Origin of the sequence: Demequina sp., from assembly GCF_016278765.1 — a bacterium.
Taxonomy (GTDB): domain Bacteria; phylum Actinomycetota; class Actinomycetes; order Actinomycetales; family Demequinaceae; genus Demequina.
In genome coordinates this window covers 53,690-69,713 of record NZ_JADQBE010000023.1, presented here as the reverse complement: position 1 = coordinate 69,713, position 16,024 = coordinate 53,690, and the positions used below count along the sequence as shown (strand labels likewise).

General features: G+C 66.2%; 12 protein-coding genes. 5 read left to right on the top strand and 7 right to left on the bottom strand.

What is annotated here, in order from left to right; all coding sequences use genetic code 11:
• The first annotated feature begins 26 nt into the window (after positions 1 to 26).
• Complete coding sequence (locus QZZ29_RS04905; protein WP_291381833.1) at positions 27 to 224, top strand: hypothetical protein; 198 nt, start codon at positions 27 to 29, stop codon at positions 222 to 224.
• Positions 225 to 358: 134 nt separating this feature from the next.
• On the opposite strand, the gene panB is transcribed toward QZZ29_RS04905, so the two are convergent.
• Together panB and QZZ29_RS04895 are read right to left on the bottom strand one after the other, a co-directional pair.
• Positions 359 to 1,168: a 3-methyl-2-oxobutanoate hydroxymethyltransferase gene (gene panB / locus QZZ29_RS04900; protein ID WP_291381831.1), complete on the bottom strand. Its 810-nt coding sequence runs from the start codon at positions 1,166 to 1,168 to the stop codon at positions 359 to 361.
• A 47-nt stretch (positions 1,169 to 1,215) separates the two neighbouring features.
• Positions 1,216 to 2,862, bottom strand: a complete 1,647-nt coding sequence (locus QZZ29_RS04895) for an NAD+ synthase (RefSeq protein WP_291381829.1) — start codon at positions 2,860 to 2,862, stop codon at positions 1,216 to 1,218.
• Positions 2,863 to 2,935: 73 nt separating this feature from the next.
• On the opposite strand from QZZ29_RS04895, the gene QZZ29_RS04890 reads away from it, so the two are divergent.
• The 3 genes from QZZ29_RS04890 to QZZ29_RS04880 are packed head-to-tail and all read left to right on the top strand — an operon-like array spanning position 2,936 to position 8,185.
• Positions 2,936 to 4,270, top strand: coding sequence for a glutamine synthetase family protein (locus tag QZZ29_RS04890; RefSeq protein ID WP_291381827.1), 1,335 nt, complete (start codon positions 2,936 to 2,938; stop codon positions 4,268 to 4,270).
• Between the two features lie 40 nt (positions 4,271 to 4,310).
• Complete coding sequence (locus QZZ29_RS04885; RefSeq protein ID WP_291381826.1) at positions 4,311 to 7,313, top strand: bifunctional [glutamine synthetase] adenylyltransferase/[glutamine synthetase]-adenylyl-L-tyrosine phosphorylase; 3,003 nt, start codon at positions 4,311 to 4,313, stop codon at positions 7,311 to 7,313.
• Positions 7,310 to 8,185, top strand: coding sequence for a hypothetical protein (locus QZZ29_RS04880; RefSeq protein ID WP_291381824.1), 876 nt, complete (start codon positions 7,310 to 7,312; stop codon positions 8,183 to 8,185). The genes QZZ29_RS04885 and QZZ29_RS04880 overlap by 4 nt, the downstream gene beginning before the upstream one ends.
• A gap of 7 nt (positions 8,186 to 8,192) precedes the next feature.
• On the opposite strand, the gene QZZ29_RS04875 is transcribed toward QZZ29_RS04880, so the two are convergent.
• The 5 genes from QZZ29_RS04875 to QZZ29_RS04855 form a co-directional block, all read right to left on the bottom strand.
• Positions 8,193 to 9,842: a glycoside hydrolase family 13 protein gene (locus tag QZZ29_RS04875; RefSeq protein ID WP_291381822.1), complete on the bottom strand. Its 1,650-nt coding sequence runs from the start codon at positions 9,840 to 9,842 to the stop codon at positions 8,193 to 8,195.
• Between the two features lie 62 nt (positions 9,843 to 9,904).
• Positions 9,905 to 10,798: a sugar ABC transporter permease gene (locus tag QZZ29_RS04870; RefSeq protein ID WP_291381820.1), complete on the bottom strand. Its 894-nt coding sequence runs from the start codon at positions 10,796 to 10,798 to the stop codon at positions 9,905 to 9,907.
• Entirely contained in the window at positions 10,798 to 12,354 is a 1,557-nt protein-coding gene (locus tag QZZ29_RS04865) for an ABC transporter permease subunit (protein WP_291381819.1), read from the bottom strand. Before QZZ29_RS04865 ends, QZZ29_RS04870 begins: the two co-directional genes overlap by 1 nt.
• An 86-nt stretch (positions 12,355 to 12,440) precedes the next feature.
• The gene (locus QZZ29_RS04860) at positions 12,441 to 13,682 is read right to left on the bottom strand and encodes an extracellular solute-binding protein (RefSeq protein WP_366479059.1); all 1,242 of its coding nucleotides are present in this window, start codon (positions 13,680 to 13,682) and stop codon (positions 12,441 to 12,443) included.
• Positions 13,683 to 14,066: 384 nt separating this feature from the next.
• Complete coding sequence (locus QZZ29_RS04855; RefSeq protein ID WP_366479057.1) at positions 14,067 to 15,101, bottom strand: LacI family DNA-binding transcriptional regulator; 1,035 nt, start codon at positions 15,099 to 15,101, stop codon at positions 14,067 to 14,069.
• Positions 15,102 to 15,287: 186 nt separating this feature from the next.
• On the opposite strand from QZZ29_RS04855, the gene ribA reads away from it, so the two are divergent.
• Positions 15,288 to 15,992, top strand: a complete 705-nt coding sequence (ribA, locus tag QZZ29_RS04850; protein ID WP_291381813.1) for a GTP cyclohydrolase II — start codon at positions 15,288 to 15,290, stop codon at positions 15,990 to 15,992.
• Positions 15,993 to 16,024: the final 32 nt, after the last annotated feature.

Here is a 16,024-nt window from a genome sequence, read left to right as displayed (position 1 = left end):
CAGTCTACGGGCGGAGGAGGTTGAACATGCACGAGGCAGACGACAAGACGGAGTACTACTTCAATACGCACACCCGCATGGTCGAGAAGGGGCGCCTCAGTCCTTGGGAGCACCTGCTAGGCCCATACGACACGTTTGAAGAGGCGTCCAAGGCTCTCGAGACGGCCGAGAAGCGCTCCGATGCGTGGGACGAGGCAGACGCGGACTGGAAGGGCGAGGACTAGGGAGCGTCCCGCCCCGCGAGGTCGCGACCGTGGACCTCGGATGCGGCCGCGGCGAGTTCGTCGACGACGACCCGGCCCACCTTGCCCTTGCTTCCCGTAACGATGACGGTGGTCATGGCGGCGGTCCCTTCGGATTATTCGTCGAACGTGTGATCGGCGGTCGGGAAGGTCCCTGCCTTGACTTCGGACACATAGCCGGCGACGGCCTCCCGCATGGCCTTGCCCACCTCGCCAAAGTGCTTGGCAAAGCTGGGGCTCCAGTCGCCCATTCCCAATGCGTCGAGCCAGACGAGAACCTGGCCGTCGGTGTCGGGTCCGGCGCCGATGCCGATGGTCGGGATGTCGAGTGCCGCGGTGAGCTTCTCGGCTACGGGTGCGACGACCATCTCGAGCACGATCATGCATGCGCCCGCCTCTTGCAGCGCCAGCGCATCGGCGAGCATGTCGTCGTATGCGCCGTCGCCGCGACCCTGGATGCGACGCCCGCCCAACATGTTCTCGGACTGCGGCGTGAACCCCAAGTGGCCCACGAAGGGGATGCCGGCGTCGGTGAGCGCCTTGACCTGTGCTGCGACGCGGCGCCCGCCCTCGAACTTGATGGCGTGAGGCTGGGCCTCCTTCATCATGCGAATCGAAGACTCGACAGCCTGCTGAGGAGACACCTCATATGTGCCGAAGGGCAGGTCCGCGATCACAAACGCCTTGGCCGCGCCGCGCGACACGGCGCGCGCCAACGGGATCATCTCGTCCAGGGTCACCGCGCCGGTGTTGTGGTGACCCAAGATGTTGTCGCCGAGCGAGTCGCCGACGAGCAGTACGTCAACGCCGGCCTCGTCGAACAGCTTGGCGGTGGGGTAGTCGTATGCCGTGAGCATCGTGATCTTCTCGCCGCGAGCCTTCATGTCGCGGAAGTGATGAATGCGCACCTTTTTTCGTTCGGTCATGGTTCCAGACTCTCACGGCGCTTGGCGCCAGGGTTGCGTTGCGTGGGCTACTCCTCGAGCTCGCGCCAGCGGCTCGTGATGGGCAGGCGTCGGTCGCGCCCGAACGCGAGTGCGGTGACCTTGGGGCCCGGCGGGTACTGGCGGCGTTTCCACTCGGCACGGTCCACGAGCGACAGCACCTTGTCCACCACGGCTTCGTCGAAGCCGCGGGCGAGAAGCTCCGCACGCCCCTCGGCGTGCTCCACGTAGGCGTCGAGCACCTCGTCGAGCAGTTCATAGGCGGGCAACGAGTCCTGGTCCGTCTGACCGGGCCGCAGCTCGGCGCTCGGGGGCTTCTCGATCGAATTCACGGGAATGGGCTCGACCTCGCCGCGCTGAGCCGCCGCACGGTTGCGCCACCGCGCCAGCTCCCACACACGGGACTTGTCCACGTCCTTGAGCGGCGCGAAGCCGCCGATGCTGCCGGCATCGTAGATCGTCGCGTAACCCGTCGCGAGTTCCGACTTGTTGCCCGGCGCAATGACCAGGTGGCCCTCACGGTTCGAGATCGCCATGAGGATCACCCCCCGCACCCGGGCCTGGAGGTTCTCCTCGGACACGCCGGTGAGGCCCAACTGGTCCTGGAACGCGTCCACCATGGGCGCGATCGGTTGCACCCGGTAGTCGGCGCCGATGCGCTTGGCCAAGTCCGCGGCGTCGTCCTTGGAGTGGTCGGAGGAGAACGCGGAGGGCATCGACACGCCCACCACGTTCTCGCCACCGAGAGCGTCGGCCGCGATTACCGCGGTGAGTGCCGAGTCGATGCCGCCCGAGACGCCGAGCACCACCGAGCTGAAGCCGTTCTTGGTGACGTAGTCGCGCAGGCCAGTCACGATCGCGGTGTAGACCTGCTCGTCATCGCTCGCGGCCGGGGCGAGGGAGCCGGGCTTTGGGACGTCGTCATCGTGCGGCAGCGTCCACAGCAGGAGGTGGTCGGCGAAGCCGGGGGAGGAGGCGAGGACGCGGCCGTCGGCGCCCACGATGAAGCTGTGGCCGTCGAACACCAGGTCGTCCTGGCCACCCCACAGGTTCACGTAGGCCACGGGTGCTTTGACCTCGCGTGCCCTGCGTGCGGCAAGGTCGCGCCGCACGTGACCCTTGCCCTCCTCGAACGGCGAGCCGTTGAGCACCACCAGCAGCTGGATGTTGGCGTCGTCCATCTGGGAGACGGGCCCGCCGTCTTGCCAGATGTCCTCGCAGATCACGACTCCCACGGTGGCATCGTGAACCCGCAGCACGCACCGGTCCTGACCCGACGCGAAAATGCGGCGCTCGTCGAAGACGCCGTAGTTGGGAAGGTGATGCTTGTTGTAGCGCGCCTCAACACTCCCGCGTCGGATAACCGCGGCCTGATTGAATGGCATGCCCTTCTGGCTGACCCCCAAGGTCCCCAAAATCACCGTGATGGAGCCCAGTCCGTCCGCCTCCAAAGCCGTCGCGAGGGTCTGCACCGCACCCTCCGCGGCGCGCTGAAAACTTTCCCGCAGAGCCAGGTCCTCGATCGGGTAGCCGGTGATGACCATTTCCGGGAACGCCACAAGGTTCGCCCCCGCCTCCGCGGCCCTGCGCACCGATGCGCGCACAAGAGCTGCATTACCAGCGATATCGCCCACACACGGATTGACTTGGGCGAGCGCTATGGTGAGGCCGGACATGGCGCCAGCCTACGCGGCGTTGGCACCGCGGTCACGTCACACAATCGTCATATGGATGGGGCAGGATAGGGGCATGGATAAGCAGCAGGAGTATGTGCTTCGCAGTGTCGAGGAGCGCGACATCCGCTTCATCCGCTTGTGGTTCACCGATGTGCTCGGGATCCTCAAGTCGGTGGCGATCGCACCCGCGGAACTGGAAAACGCCTTCAGTGAGGGCATCGGCTTTGACGGCTCTGCCGTCGAGGGCCTGACGCGCGTCTACGAGTCCGACATGCTCGCCAAGCCGGACCCCACCACCTACCAGGTGCTGCCGTGGCGTGGTGAGCGCCAAGGCGCGGCGCGCATGTTCTGCGACATCGGCCTTCCGGACGGCGAGCCAGCGCTATCGGACCCGCGCCAGGTGCTCAAGCGCACGCTCGGCAAGGCCTCCGAGCAGGGATTCTCGTTCTACATCCACCCAGAGATCGAGTTCTACCTGTTCAAGCCGCTCGAGGAGGGGCAGCCACCCAAGCCTGTCGACCAGGCCGGCTACTTCGACAACGTGCCGCGCGGCACCGCCCACGAGTTCCGCCGCACGGCCATTACGACGCTCGAGGAGATGGGCATCTCCGTGGAGTTCAGCCACCACGAGGCGGGCCCTGGCCAGAACGAGATCGACCTACGGTACGCGGACGCATTGACGGCCGCCGACAACATCATGACGTTCCGCACGGCGATCAAGGAGGTCGCTCTCGAGCAAGGCCTGTACGCGTCGTTCATGCCCAAGCCGCTGTCGTACGCGCCCGGCTCCGGCATGCACAGCCACCTGAGCCTGTTTGAGGGTGACCGCAACGCGTTCCACGACCCCGCTGCCGAATTGGGCCTGTCCACCGTGGCCCGCCAGTTCATGGCTGGGCTGCTCAAGCATGCGGTCGAAATCACGGCGGTCACCAACCAGTACGTCAACTCCTACAAGCGCCTGTGGGGCGGCGCCGAGGCTCCCAGTTACGTGTGCTGGGGCTCCAACAACCGTTCCGCACTGGTGCGAGTGCCCATCCACAAGCCGAGCAAGGGTCCATCGACTCGAGTCGAGTATCGGGCCGTCGACTCGGCCGCCAACCCCTATCTCGCGTTCTCCGTCATGCTCGCGGCCGGGCTCAAGGGCATCGAGAAGGGGTATGACCTTCCCGACGGTGCCGAGGACGACGTGTGGGAGTTGAGCAACGCGGAGCGTAAGACGATGGGCTATGAGCCCCTGCCGTCGTCGCTTGCAGAGGCAGTCGCCATCATGGAGAAATCTGAACTGGTGGCAGAGACGCTCGGCGAGAACGTCTTCGACTTCTTCCTGCGCAACAAGCGCGAGGAGTGGACGGGCTACCGTGCACAGGTCACTCCCTTCGAGCTCGAGCGCCATCTGGGTGTCCTATAGTCGTCGGACCCTCGGTGACCTGCGCCCGTAGGCTAGAGGTGTGACTGCCCGCGAACTGAGTCCTGGCGCTCGACTGCTGCGCGCCGGGGTGACGGACCCCGACAGGGCCCTGCGACTCATCGCGGACATCGAGAGGATCACGGGCGTCACGATCGACGATGTCCCCAGCGCCTTGTCCTATCTGGCCGACCCCGATTCCGGCCTGCTCAATCTGTTGCGCCTGTCCGAGGCGGCCCAACAGCGGGGCGTTCTCGACGAACTCGTGTCGCTCAAGGAGACGCGCGCCGGCGCCACGCTCGCCATGCTTCTGGGGGCATCCGTCGCGATCGGCGACTTCCTGGTCAGGCACCCCCAGTACGCGTCCGATGCCCGGCGATGGAATATCGGCGTCCCGCCCGAGGCCACCGAGGCTCGCAATGAAATGCTGGCCGCGGTAGGTGCGGACCCGGCCACTGCCGTGCCGGTGGCGGCCCTCACCGGTGCCAAGGCGGTTGACGCGATGAGAGTCGCGTATCGGCGCGCGCTGGCCAACGTGGCCGCCGTGGACGTGGCCGCGCCGAACCCGCTCGCGGTGATGCCAGAGGTGGGCGCGGCGTTGGCGGACCTTGCCGGCGCGGCATTGGAGGCCGCGCTCGCAGTGGCGCGTGCGGAAACCGCAGGTTACGAAACCGTCCGGCTGACTGTGATCGCGATGGGCAAATGCGGTGCACGTGAACTCAACTACGTCTCAGATGTCGATGTGATCTACGTCGCGGAACCGGTCGAGGGCGCGGATGAGTCGCGTGCGCTGTCGGTCGCGACCGCTCTGGCGGTGAGGGCGGCCGCTGTGTGTTCGGCGCCGTCGATCGAACCGCCGCTGTGGCAGGTCGATCCCAATTTGCGTCCCGAGGGCAAGGATGGCGTCCTGGTGAGGCGCATCGAGTCCCATCGGGCATATTACGAGCGGTGGGCCGAGTCATGGGAGTTCCAGGCACTGCTCAAGGCGCGGCCCGTGGCGGGTGATATGGAGGTGGGTCAGGCGTACGTCGACGCGGTGTGGCCCTTTGTGTGGACGGCGGTGGAGCGAGACGGATTCGTGCAGTCCGCGCAAGCGATGCGCCGGCGCGTGGAGGACCACATTCCGCCCAAGGAGGCCGGACGCGAGATCAAGCTCGGTCCTGGCGGTCTGCGTGACGTCGAATTCACCATCCAATTGCTCCAACTCGTGCACGGGCGGTCAGATGAAACGCTGCGGGTCCGCGGCACCCTCGAGGCACTGAGGGCGCTGCGAGACGGCGGCTACGTGGGCCGCACGCAGGCGGCCGGGCTCGAGCGTTCGTACCGTCAGCTGCGTGTCTGGGAGCACCGCCTCCAGATGCGCAAGCTCTCCCGCACTCACCTCATGCCCGACGCGGAGGACGCCAAGAGAACCCTTGCGAGGGCTTCCGGCTTTGCCACCGTGGGCTACATGGACGAGGTGTGGGAAGACGTGCGCCGAGACGTGCGAGCGATGCACCTCGAGATGTTCTACCGGCCGATCCTGGGCGCCGTCGCCCAGTTGAGCGCGGGCGAGGCGTCCCTCGACGAGTCGGCCGCTCGCGCCCGGCTCGCGGCGATCGGCTTTCGCGACCCGGAAGGAGCGCAGCGCCACATTGCGGCTCTCACGCAAGGGCTGAGCAGGCGCGCGGCGATCCAACGACAGCTGTTACCCGCGATGATCGGCTGGTTCGCGGAAGGCGTGGATCCGGACGCGGGCCTGCTCGCGTTCCGGCAGCTGTCGGAGCAGTTGGAGAACGCGCAGTGGTTCCTCAAACTGCTGCGCGACTCAGGCACAGCCGCCGAACGATTGGCCACACTGCTGGCCACCTCAGGCTTTGTTGCCAGGGCACTGCTGTCTTCCGCCCAAGACATTACGTGGCTGGACAACGACGACGATCTGGCACGGGTGTCGGTCGATCGGCTGGACCGGGAAGCGGACGCGATCGTGTCGCGTGCGGACGATGAGGATCAGTGCATCACGGCGCTACGCGGACTTCGCAGGCGCGAGGTTGCGCGCACCGCCGCTGCCAATGTATTGGCCCTCCAGGATTCGGTGGGCGCGGCCAGGGCGGTCACCGACGCGGCCGACGTGTTGATGAGATCCGCGCTACGCGTGGCCGAGGAGGTCGTCACCCGCGAGAAGGGCCTCGAGGCGCCCGCTGCCGACCTGGCGGTCGTCGCGATGGGGCGCTACGGAGGTGAGGAGATGGGTTACACCTCTGACGCCGACGTCCAGTTCGTCTTTGAGCCTCGCGAGGGTGCCGAGGACCCGACCGCATTCGCCTTGGCGGTGGCCACCAAGTTGAGGGACCTCCTGCAGCGATCCAACCCGCAGCCGTCGCTCGCTGTTGATGCGGACCTGCGCCCTGAGGGTAAGAATGGCGCTCTCGTCCGGTCGCTCGAGTCCATGATCGAGTACTACCGGCGCTGGTCCGACCCATGGGAGATTCAGGCTCTGTTGCGCGCCCGCCCGATCGCGGGTCCCCCCGAGCTCAGGGAGCGCTGTCTGGCCGCCATCGACAAGGAGCGCTACCGGCCCGTGGTGACCGATGCGGCGCTCAAGCAGATGCGGACGCTGAAGGCGCGCATGGAGGCCGAGCGCCTACCGCGCGGCATCGACCCCAGGAGGCACCTCAAGCTGGGGCCCGGCGGCCTGTCGGACGTGGAGTGGACCGTTCAACTCCTGCAATTGCGCCATGGCCACTCCGAGCCGGCGTTGCGCACCACGCGCACGCTTGAAGCCATCGATGCCGCCGCGCAGGCAGCGGTGTTGTCCAAGGAGGATGCGCGGACGCTCACGCTGGCGTGGCGACTCGCCACCGACCTGCGCGGTGCGATCGCGTTGCGGGGAGCGTCGAGCGACAGCGATGTCCTCCCCGGCGACGTGAGCGAACTGACCGTGCTGGCCTCCATCATGGGAGTCGACGAGACGGGTCAAGAGTTGGACGAGCGCTACGCCCGCACCTCTCGACGCGCCCGCGCCGTGACCAAGCGCGTCTTCTTCGGCTGGGAGGCCGACGCGTGAGGGCACTGAGGACCCTGATGTCCGCGATAGCCATCCTTGTTGGCGCCACGCTCGTGGTGCTGTGGCTGGTCTCCTGGGTGACCATCAAGGCGGTTCAGGAAGGTGACGCCACCGAACGCATCGTGGTGGTGGCGCTCAAGAACCCCGCGGTCACCAGCAAGATCGGCACCGAGATCAAGGGCAGGGCCTTCGAAGCCCTCAAGGACATCGGGATAGACCTCGACGTGTGGGGCGTCGGTGACGCGGCCGCGCAGAGCATTACCTCCCTGGTGGAGACCGAGGAGTTCCGCGCCAGCGTGGTCGAGCAGTTGCAGACGGCAAGGCAACAGCTTCAGGAGGAGTTGACGGCGCCCAACCGCCCGCGCGGACCCTTCGAAGTGGCGATCAACACCAGCGAGCTGGTGAACGAGCGCATCGATCAGGTCGCCGGAGCGGCGGTGGATATCCCCAACCTCAGCGTCGCACCGGTGCGCATCGAGGTGGTGTCGGCCGACACGTTCGAGACGGTGCGCACCGGCTACTCCCGCATGGAGTTCGCCAAGCGATACTTCTTGTGGGCGGGCCTGGCGTTCATCGCGCTCGGCATGCTTGTTTCGACGCGCAAGCGATTCGTGATCGCCAAGTTCTTGGCGGCGGTCGGCGTGTTCTCGCTGGGGACCTACGTGGCGTTGGTGTGGATCGGTTCGGACCGGATCGCCGGATGGCTGCCAGGGGGTGCGGACGGCAGCTGGGCGAGCGTCTTCGGCGACGCCTTGGCCAACGACGCCCTTCCCGCCGTCACCGGCAAGCTTCTGCTTGCGGGCGGCATCGCCCTCGTGGGTGCCGCTGTGGCGGCGCTTCTGGGGCTGATGGCGGGCGGTTCGCGCCACTAGCGATCTGTCAGGCGCGCAACCAGACGGTGGTGTCGTGAGGCAGGGCGTCGGTGATGGGGCCCGAAGCCAACAGCACCTCCGCGTGGGGCAACGGAATCTCCTCGTCCGACATGTTGACCACAACGCGCACGTCGGACACGGTGAAGTCCAGGACGTCGTCAATCGACTCGTTCCAGGCGATGTTGCCGGTTCCCAGCCCGTGTTCGCGTCGCACAGTGAGCGCGGACTTGTACATCTCGAGCGTGGAGCCCTCCACGCCCAGCTGCGCGGCCGCCGCGTATTCCGCCCACGATGCGGGTTGCGGTAGCCACGACTTGCCGGTGGGGGAGAAGCCGAAGGCTGGCGCGTCTGGTTCCCACGGCAGGGGAACCCGACAGCCGTCACGGCCGTAGACCCCGTCGGGTGTGCTGAAGAAGGTGGGGTCTTGACGGGCGTCGTCGGGAATGTCGATCGCCTCGGGTAGGCCCAGTTCCTCGCCCTGATAGACGTACGCCGATCCAGGCAGTGCGAGCATCACGAGCGTGGCGGCGCGTCCGCGCGCCAGCGCGGGCGCCTCGTCGGGGCGGTCGGGGCTGTTGGGGCCGATGCCGATGCCGTGTGGCAGCGGTTCCTTGAGTGACAGGCGGAAGGGGTGACGGACCGTGTCATGGTTGGACAGCACCCACGTCGACGGCGCGCCAACACCTCCGAACGCGGCAAGCGAATCATCGATGACGGCGCGCAATTCCGCGGCATCCCAGGTGGCCATCAGGTAGCCGAAGTTGAAAGCCTGGTGAAGCTCGTCAGGGCGAACCCACAGGGCCATCTTGTTCAATGGTCGCACCCAGGCCTCGGCCACGAGCGCCCGGTCGCCGTCGTACTCCTCGGCGACTCGGCGCCACCGGCGCCAAATATCGTGAACCTCGTCCCGCGACCAATACGGGTGGTCGTCGTCCGCCCACTCGCCGCCGGTGCGCAGCGGGTCAACGTCGACATCGGGTAGTCCCGGCGCCTTGGCGAGCCCGTGCGCGACATCGATCCTGAAGCCGTCGGCGCCGCGATCGAACCAGAACCTCAGGATTTCGTCAAAGCGGTCAGCGACCCAGGGATTGGTCCAGTCGAAGTCGGGCTGCGTGGTGTCGAACAGGTGCAGATACCAGGGGCCGGGGGTGCCGTCGGCCTCGGTGATCCGGGTCCAGGCGGGGCCACCGAACATGGAGAGCCAGTTGTTCGGGGGCTTGGCGCCGTCCAGCCCGCGCCCTTCACGGAAGATGTAGCGGTCTCGCTCGGGGGCTCCCGGACCCGCGGCGAGCGCCTCTTGGAACCATTTGTGCTCGCTTGACGAGTGATTGGGCACCACGTCCACAACCACGCGAAGGCCCAGTTCGTGAGCGCGGCGAATCAGCGCGTCGGCATCGTCAAGGGTCCCCAACAGCGGGTCGACGTCGCAGTAGTCCGAGACGTCGTATCCCGCGTCGTTCTGAGGCGACCGGTAGAACGGCGACAGCCACACCGCGTCCACGCCCAGGTCCGCGAGGTGCTCTAGGCGCGACGTGATGCCGGGCAGGTCGCCCACACCGTCTCCAGAAGCATCGGCGAAGGACCGAGGATAGACCTGGTAGATGACGGCAGCCCGCCACCATTCGACGGAGACGGGGTCAGAGGAGGTGTTCGGCATGCCTATACCTTATGGCTGCGACGGGAGGGATTGCACGCGCTTGCTCAGCGCGTGGACCATCCCTACTTGGTGGATCCTGCGGTCAGGCCGCCGACGATGTACTTCTGGAGAAACAGGAACAGTGCCACGACGGGCACCGAGGCCATGACGGCGCCGGCCGCGAAGGCGCTCCAGTCCGCGTAGTTCGGGTTGGAGACCATGCGGTAGAGCCCGACGGCAAGGGTCTGACGCTCAGGGTCGATGAGGACCACGGAGGCGATCACGAAGTCATTCATGCTGGTGATGAAGGACAGCAGGCCCACGACGGCGAGAATCGGCGCGACGAGCCGCAGGATGATCGTAAAGAAGATGCGCAGGTGCCCCGCTCCGTCTACCCGCGCCGCCTCGTCGATCTCCGTGGGCACCGTGTTGAAGTACCCGTACATGAGGTAGGTGTTGACGCCGAGCGCGGCGCCGAGGTACACGCTGATGAGGCCTGCCTGGGTGTTGAGTCCTATCGCGGGCACCAGCTCGCCGATGCGGCTGAGCAGCAGGAAGATCGCGACCACTGCGAGCAGCTGGGGAAACATCTGGACCAGGACGATGGTCAGGAGCCCTGTGCGGCGGCCGCGGAAGCGCATGCGGGAGAACGCGTACGCGGCGAGGGCTCCCAAGAACACCGACAGCACCGCGGTCGTCACCCCGATGATGAGGGAGTTTTTGAACCAGGTCAGGAAGGGGAACTGGTCGGACGCGAGCAGCCGTCGATAGCTGTCGAGTCCGACTACGCGAAACAGGCGGTTGGACCCGGTGAGCGTCCCCGTCGGGTTGAGCGAAGCCGAAACGACGTACAGCAGCGGCAGGAGTGCATAGGAGGACAGCACGAGTGCGGCGATGTGTCTCAACACGTGCGGCTTGCTACGGCGACGACGCCCCGGGGGATCAAGGCGCGCCGCAGTGCGGTTGGGGGCGGACATCAGTTGATCTCCTCAAGGGTCTTGGTGCGGCGGAAACTGATCACGGAGATCACCGCGACCACGATGAAGATGAGGATCGAGAAGGCGGAGGCGAGACCATAGTCACGGTTTTGCCCCGTGAATGCGACCTTGTACACAAGCGATATCAGGATGTCGGTGTGCCCCACAGGAATTCCGGCGCCGGTGTCTCGTGGCCCCCCTCCCGTGACGAGGTAGATCACGTTGAAGTTGTTGAAGTTGAACGCGAAGGTGGCGATCAGAATCGGTGCCATCGAGATCAACAGCAGCGGGAGTTCGATGTGGCGTAGCATCTGCAACCGGGAGGTACCGTCCATGCGGGCCGCCTCTCGCACCTCACCTGGAATGGCTTGGAGCGCGCCGGTGGCGACCAGGAACATGTAGGGGAAGCCGAGCCACAGATTCACCATCAGCACCGAAACCTTGGCGAGCGTGGGGTCGGTCAGCCAGGGGATGGACGCTCCGCCGAGCACCACCTGATTGATGAAGCCAAAGCTCTGCGAGAGCATCCCGGACCACACCATGGCGCCCAGGAAGGCCGGGAAGGCGTAGGGCAACACCATGACAATGCGGTACGCCGTGCGACCCCTCATCGAGGGATCGTTGAACAGGAGCGCCATGAGCAACCCGAGCGCGAAGATGATCCCCACCGAGAGTGTCGCGAAGGCGATCGTCCACGCCGTGACGTAGACGAGCGGCCCCCTGATCGAGGGCTCGCTCACTGCCCGGGCGAAGTTGTCGAGCCCCACATTGACCTGCCATCCGGGCAGGATCTCCGTGCCGTCTTCACCAACAAAGGAGCCTTCGCCGCCGTCGCGGTAGGACTCGCCGGTTGTCGTGTCCGTCAGGACGCCGGTTGTCGAATCGAAGGACAGGCTGGACGTGTACTCGTAGGCGGTGCGCCCGTCCAGGGTGCGCAGTGACCCGTCGGCTGCACTGTCCGAGAGGGGAACCGCCAGGGAGGAGACCTCGTCCTGGCGTCCGAGGATGTCGGCAAAGCGGAGCGAGGTGTACCCGTCGACGGCGACCGCCTGGCCGTTGGCAAAGCTCGCGTCGACGGGCTTGAGCGGGCTTTCCTCAGTGCCCAGCAGCGCGGTGCCGTTGGGCGCCGTCACAAGAAAGCCCAACTGGGTGCCGGACTCGACCACCGTCAGCGGGTAAGAGGGCGAGTCCGGAAGCCGGCTTTGGGATTGACTGAGCAGCGCCTCTACCGCCTGGTCCTGCGTCAGGATGTGGCCGGTCGAGTAGTTGGTGAACGCGATGTATACGGTGTAGCCAATGACAAACACCTGGAAGATCGCGAGGAAGACGAGGCCCGGCGCGATGTACTTGGCCGGCAGTAGGCGCTCGCTCAGGTAGATCACCGTGAGAATAATTGCCCCGACAACGACGAGCGCGGCAACGGTGTAGTCGCCGCGCCCGACGAGCACCGCGGCGAGGAACACGGCAATGGCGTCGAGCCCACCGAGCACCGAGATCTTGGCGACCAACGCGCCCACACCAGGGGAGCGGGTGGGTGCGCCTTGAAGGTCAGTCACGAGGGTCTCCCGGGGTCAACAAGGGTGTGTGGTGAATCGGGCACGGGGCCGGGCGGCACGTCGCCCGACCCCCTGCCCGCGGCTTGCTAGGAACCGTCGATCGCGGTGCGGACGTCCGACGTGAGCTGTGCCCACGTTGCGTCGGGTTCAGCACCGTTCAAGATGCCCGCCTCGGCGATGCCCCAGAACTCCCACACGCGTCCCATGGCGGGGATCGCGGGCATCGGAACTGCGTCCAGGCCAGCGGCCTTGAATCCGGCAATGATCGGGTCCGAGGACACCGCGTCCGCGGCGGCAGTGAGGGCCGGAAGAACGCCACCCGAATTGAACAGGGCGACCTGGACGTCAACGGTGCCCAGGTAGTTCACCAGGAAGTCGTTGGCGGCGACTTTGTTCTGTGAGTACTGGTTGACAAAGAAGCCCTTCACGCCAGCGAACGGCTGAGCGGGCTCTGAACCGGGGGACGGGATGGCGTCAACGGCAACGCTGATGCCCGCGTCCACCGCTGCTTTGACGTTCCACGGGCCGGTGAGCCAGAAGGCCGCCTGACCGGTGGTGAACTTCTCCTTGGCAATGTCGCCGGTGATCTCGGTCGACATGGTGTTTGCGCCCGCACTGCCCTGCGTGGCGAGCCACTCAGCGAAACCGGTGCCGTCGCCCAGCGTGAGCTGTGTGGAGTCGTACGAGCCTGCGGCGTCGCGGCCGAAGACGGGTGCGCCAAACGCGGTTTGGAACGGGTAGAGGTGGTAGGGGTTGCCGTTCTCACCCTGCTCAACGACGAACGGGAACTCCACGCCAGCCGCCGTGCCCTTGGCGATCATGTCGTCGAAGTTGGCCGCGGGCTCGGGAACGAGGTCCGCGTTGCGGAGCATCGCGAGGTTCTCGACCGCGTAAGGCAGTTCGTACACGGTGCCGTCGTATGTGGACGCATCGAGGGCCACCGGAAGGAAGTCCGTAGCCTTGTCGCCCAACTCAAGCGGGGCGACCACGCCGTTGGTGGTGAGCTCGCCCAGCCAGTCGTGTGCACCCATCACCACGTCGGGCCCTGAGCCGGAGCTTGCCTGCTGAATGAAGTCGTCCTTCAACGTGGAGTTGTCGCGGGCGACAATGTCGACGGAGATTCCCGTCTGAGCCTCATAGTCGGTGGCGGCCTGAGCCAACGCGTCGGCCCGTTCCGCGTCCACCCAGACGGTAAGCGTGCTCGTTGCGGTGGTGTCGGGTGCGGCGGTCGTGGCCGACGCCGTCGGGGTATCGGAGGATGTCGAGCAGCCAGTGGTGAGGAGTCCCACCGCGAGCAAAGCGCCCGCAGCAATCGACTTTCTGGTCATGAGCATCAGGTGTGTCCTTTGCGCGAAGATGACGAGGAACCGTCACCGACTCGGCGGGATCGATCCGCGCCTTCGCCCAGAGACCATTCTCTCGGCCAACACCGTGGGTGCAAGCGCTTACACGGTAGCGAGCGGCCACCGATCGCGCAAGCGGTGTCGGTTGCGGTTTGATTACGCTCTCGCGAGACCTCAAATATGAGGCACGATGTGTACTTCGGTGCCGAGTCGAGAAAGTGCAGGGCGCCTTCCCATTTGTTGTCGGTGAGGCAAAAATGTCCAGCGCTTGCATACGGTGTGGCACGCGGCCAGTGGCTTGGGGGTGGCGAAACCTCACGTCAACAGCGCACGGGATGGGCCGCGAGGTGGACCGCTGAGCGCCAGTCGCTAGCTGTCTGTCGGGACGCTCGTGGAGCGCCGCACGACCAGCTCGTAGGGCAGTGCCACGTTGTGAGCCGGCGTCGGTTCGCTGTCGAGCGCGTTCAGCACTGCCTCGGCCGCCAAACGTCCCTGCGTCTCGGGGAACTGGGACACCGTCGTCAGTCCAAAGAAGTCGCCGAGTTCGTGGCCATCGATGCCGATGATCGAGAGATCCTCGGGCACTCTCTTGCCCAGATCGCGGGCGGCCATGATGGCCCCCATCGCCATCTCATCCGACGCCGCAAAGACCGCGGTCGGCGCAACTCGGGGATCGCCCAGAATCTGAAGCGTGGCTGTATAGCCGCCGGTGATGGTGAAGTCGGCGCCCCTCACCAGCGGGGGATCCGGTTCGATTCCGTGAGACCGCAGCGCCGCTTCGTATCCTGCGCGGCGGTTGACCGACAGGTGGAAGTCCAGGTCCAAGAGGGGGTCGCCACCAATGTGTGCGATGCGGCGGTGGCCCAGCGAGAGCAGGTGTTCCGTGGCAAGGCGGGCGATGGCCGCGTCGTCGATGCTCAGCGTCAAGGCGCCCGGCAAGGGCCCGCCGATTCCCACCGCGGGCTTGCCGATCGCCTTGAGTCCTTCAAGCTCGGTGTCGCTCAGCTCGAGCGAGACCGCGATGAAGGCGTCTACCCTTTGGCGCCGCAGGAACTCGTCAAACAGGCGTGCCCTGCGGGGGTTCGTGGGTCCTCCAGGAACGGTCACGGATTGGTCCAGGTGATATAGCGTGAGGTCGTATCCCGCGTCGGAGAGCGCCTGGTGGGCACCCTTCAGGACGCGCATGTAGAACCACCCGTCGAGGAACGGAACCACCACGCCGATGTTTCGCGTTCGCCCCGAGGCGAGGCTCGACGCCGCGGAAGACACGACGTAACCCAATTCCTTCGCGGCGGCCTCGACCTTGCTCTTGGTCGCAGCGGACACGGTCGTCTTCCCCGCCAGCGCGCGCGAGACCGTAGCCGTCGACACCCCGGCTAGTTCGGCAACGCGCTGAATCGTCACAAGTCCACAGTCCTCACGGACGAACCTTATCCACATGCGCGCACGTCGTGTGCCACGTGAGTCCCGTCGCAAGGGACTCCAGGCGCGGATGGGACGTTAGCCTTCGCCCTGGGAAATATCCGCCAACGAATAGGTGTTGCGTCAACTACTGAACCCCGCGGTGGAGCGAACAATCGAGGAGCACTCATGACAGTCACACGCCGGATCGCGAACCGCGCCGGGCTGCACGTCGCTGGGAAGCGCCTCGAGATCGCGCCCGCGACCGTCCGTACTGCGGTCACCGTGCCCCTCAGGTTCGGCGACGGGTACGGCACCGCCGGCCGTGTGATGACGTTCCAGGGTCTAGTCGATGGCAAAGAGCACCTCGCGATCGGGCTCGGAGACTGGGAGGGTGCTGTGGCGCGGACGGCGCATGGCGGAGAGCCACCGCTCGTGCGCCCTCACTCTGAGTGCCTCACAGGCGACGTGCTGGGATCAGAGCGATGCGACTGCGGCCCGCAGTTACGCGAAGCGGTGGAGCGTATCGCTGAGGTGGGAGGATTCCTGCTGTACCTGCGCCAGGAAGGTCGCGGCATCGGCCTCTACGCCAAGCTCGACGCCTACGCCTTGCAGGATGTTGGCCTCGACACCTACGAGGCGAATACTGCCCTGGGCCACGGCGAGGACGAGCGTGACTACGCGCCCGCCGCCCAGATGCTGCACGTCGTGGGCGCCGACCGAATCCGGCTACTGAGCAACAACCCCGACAAGGCTGCGCAACTTAAGCGGCTCGGAGTCCGGGTGGAAGAACGCGTCACCACGGGAGTGCACCTCACGGATGCGAATGCCCGCTATCTCGCCGCCAAGGTCGACCACACTGGCCACACGCTGGCGCTACCCAGGTTCGCCTGACCGGATGGTGCTCGCCGGGGCACGGCGGCGAA

What these genes read in the sequence shown, in the direction of transcription:
- QZZ29_RS04905 (WP_291381833.1), top strand. Translation starts at nt 27, where the DNA reads ATGCACGAGGCAGACGACAAGACGGAGTACTACTTCAATACGCACACC.
- panB (WP_291381831.1), bottom strand. Translation starts at nt 1,168, where the DNA reads ATGACCGAACGAAAAAAGGTGCGCATTCATCACTTCCGCGACATGAAG.
- QZZ29_RS04895 (WP_291381829.1), bottom strand. Translation starts at nt 2,862, where the DNA reads ATGTCCGGCCTCACCATAGCGCTCGCCCAAGTCAATCCGTGTGTGGGC.
- QZZ29_RS04890 (WP_291381827.1), top strand. Translation starts at nt 2,936, where the DNA reads ATGGATAAGCAGCAGGAGTATGTGCTTCGCAGTGTCGAGGAGCGCGAC.
- QZZ29_RS04875 (WP_291381822.1), bottom strand. Translation starts at nt 9,842, where the DNA reads ATGCCGAACACCTCCTCTGACCCCGTCTCCGTCGAATGGTGGCGGGCT.
- QZZ29_RS04870 (WP_291381820.1), bottom strand. Translation starts at nt 10,798, where the DNA reads ATGTCCGCCCCCAACCGCACTGCGGCGCGCCTTGATCCCCCGGGGCGT.
- QZZ29_RS04860 (WP_366479059.1), bottom strand. Translation starts at nt 13,682, where the DNA reads ATGACCAGAAAGTCGATTGCTGCGGGCGCTTTGCTCGCGGTGGGACTC.
- ribA (WP_291381813.1), top strand. Translation starts at nt 15,288, where the DNA reads ATGACAGTCACACGCCGGATCGCGAACCGCGCCGGGCTGCACGTCGCT.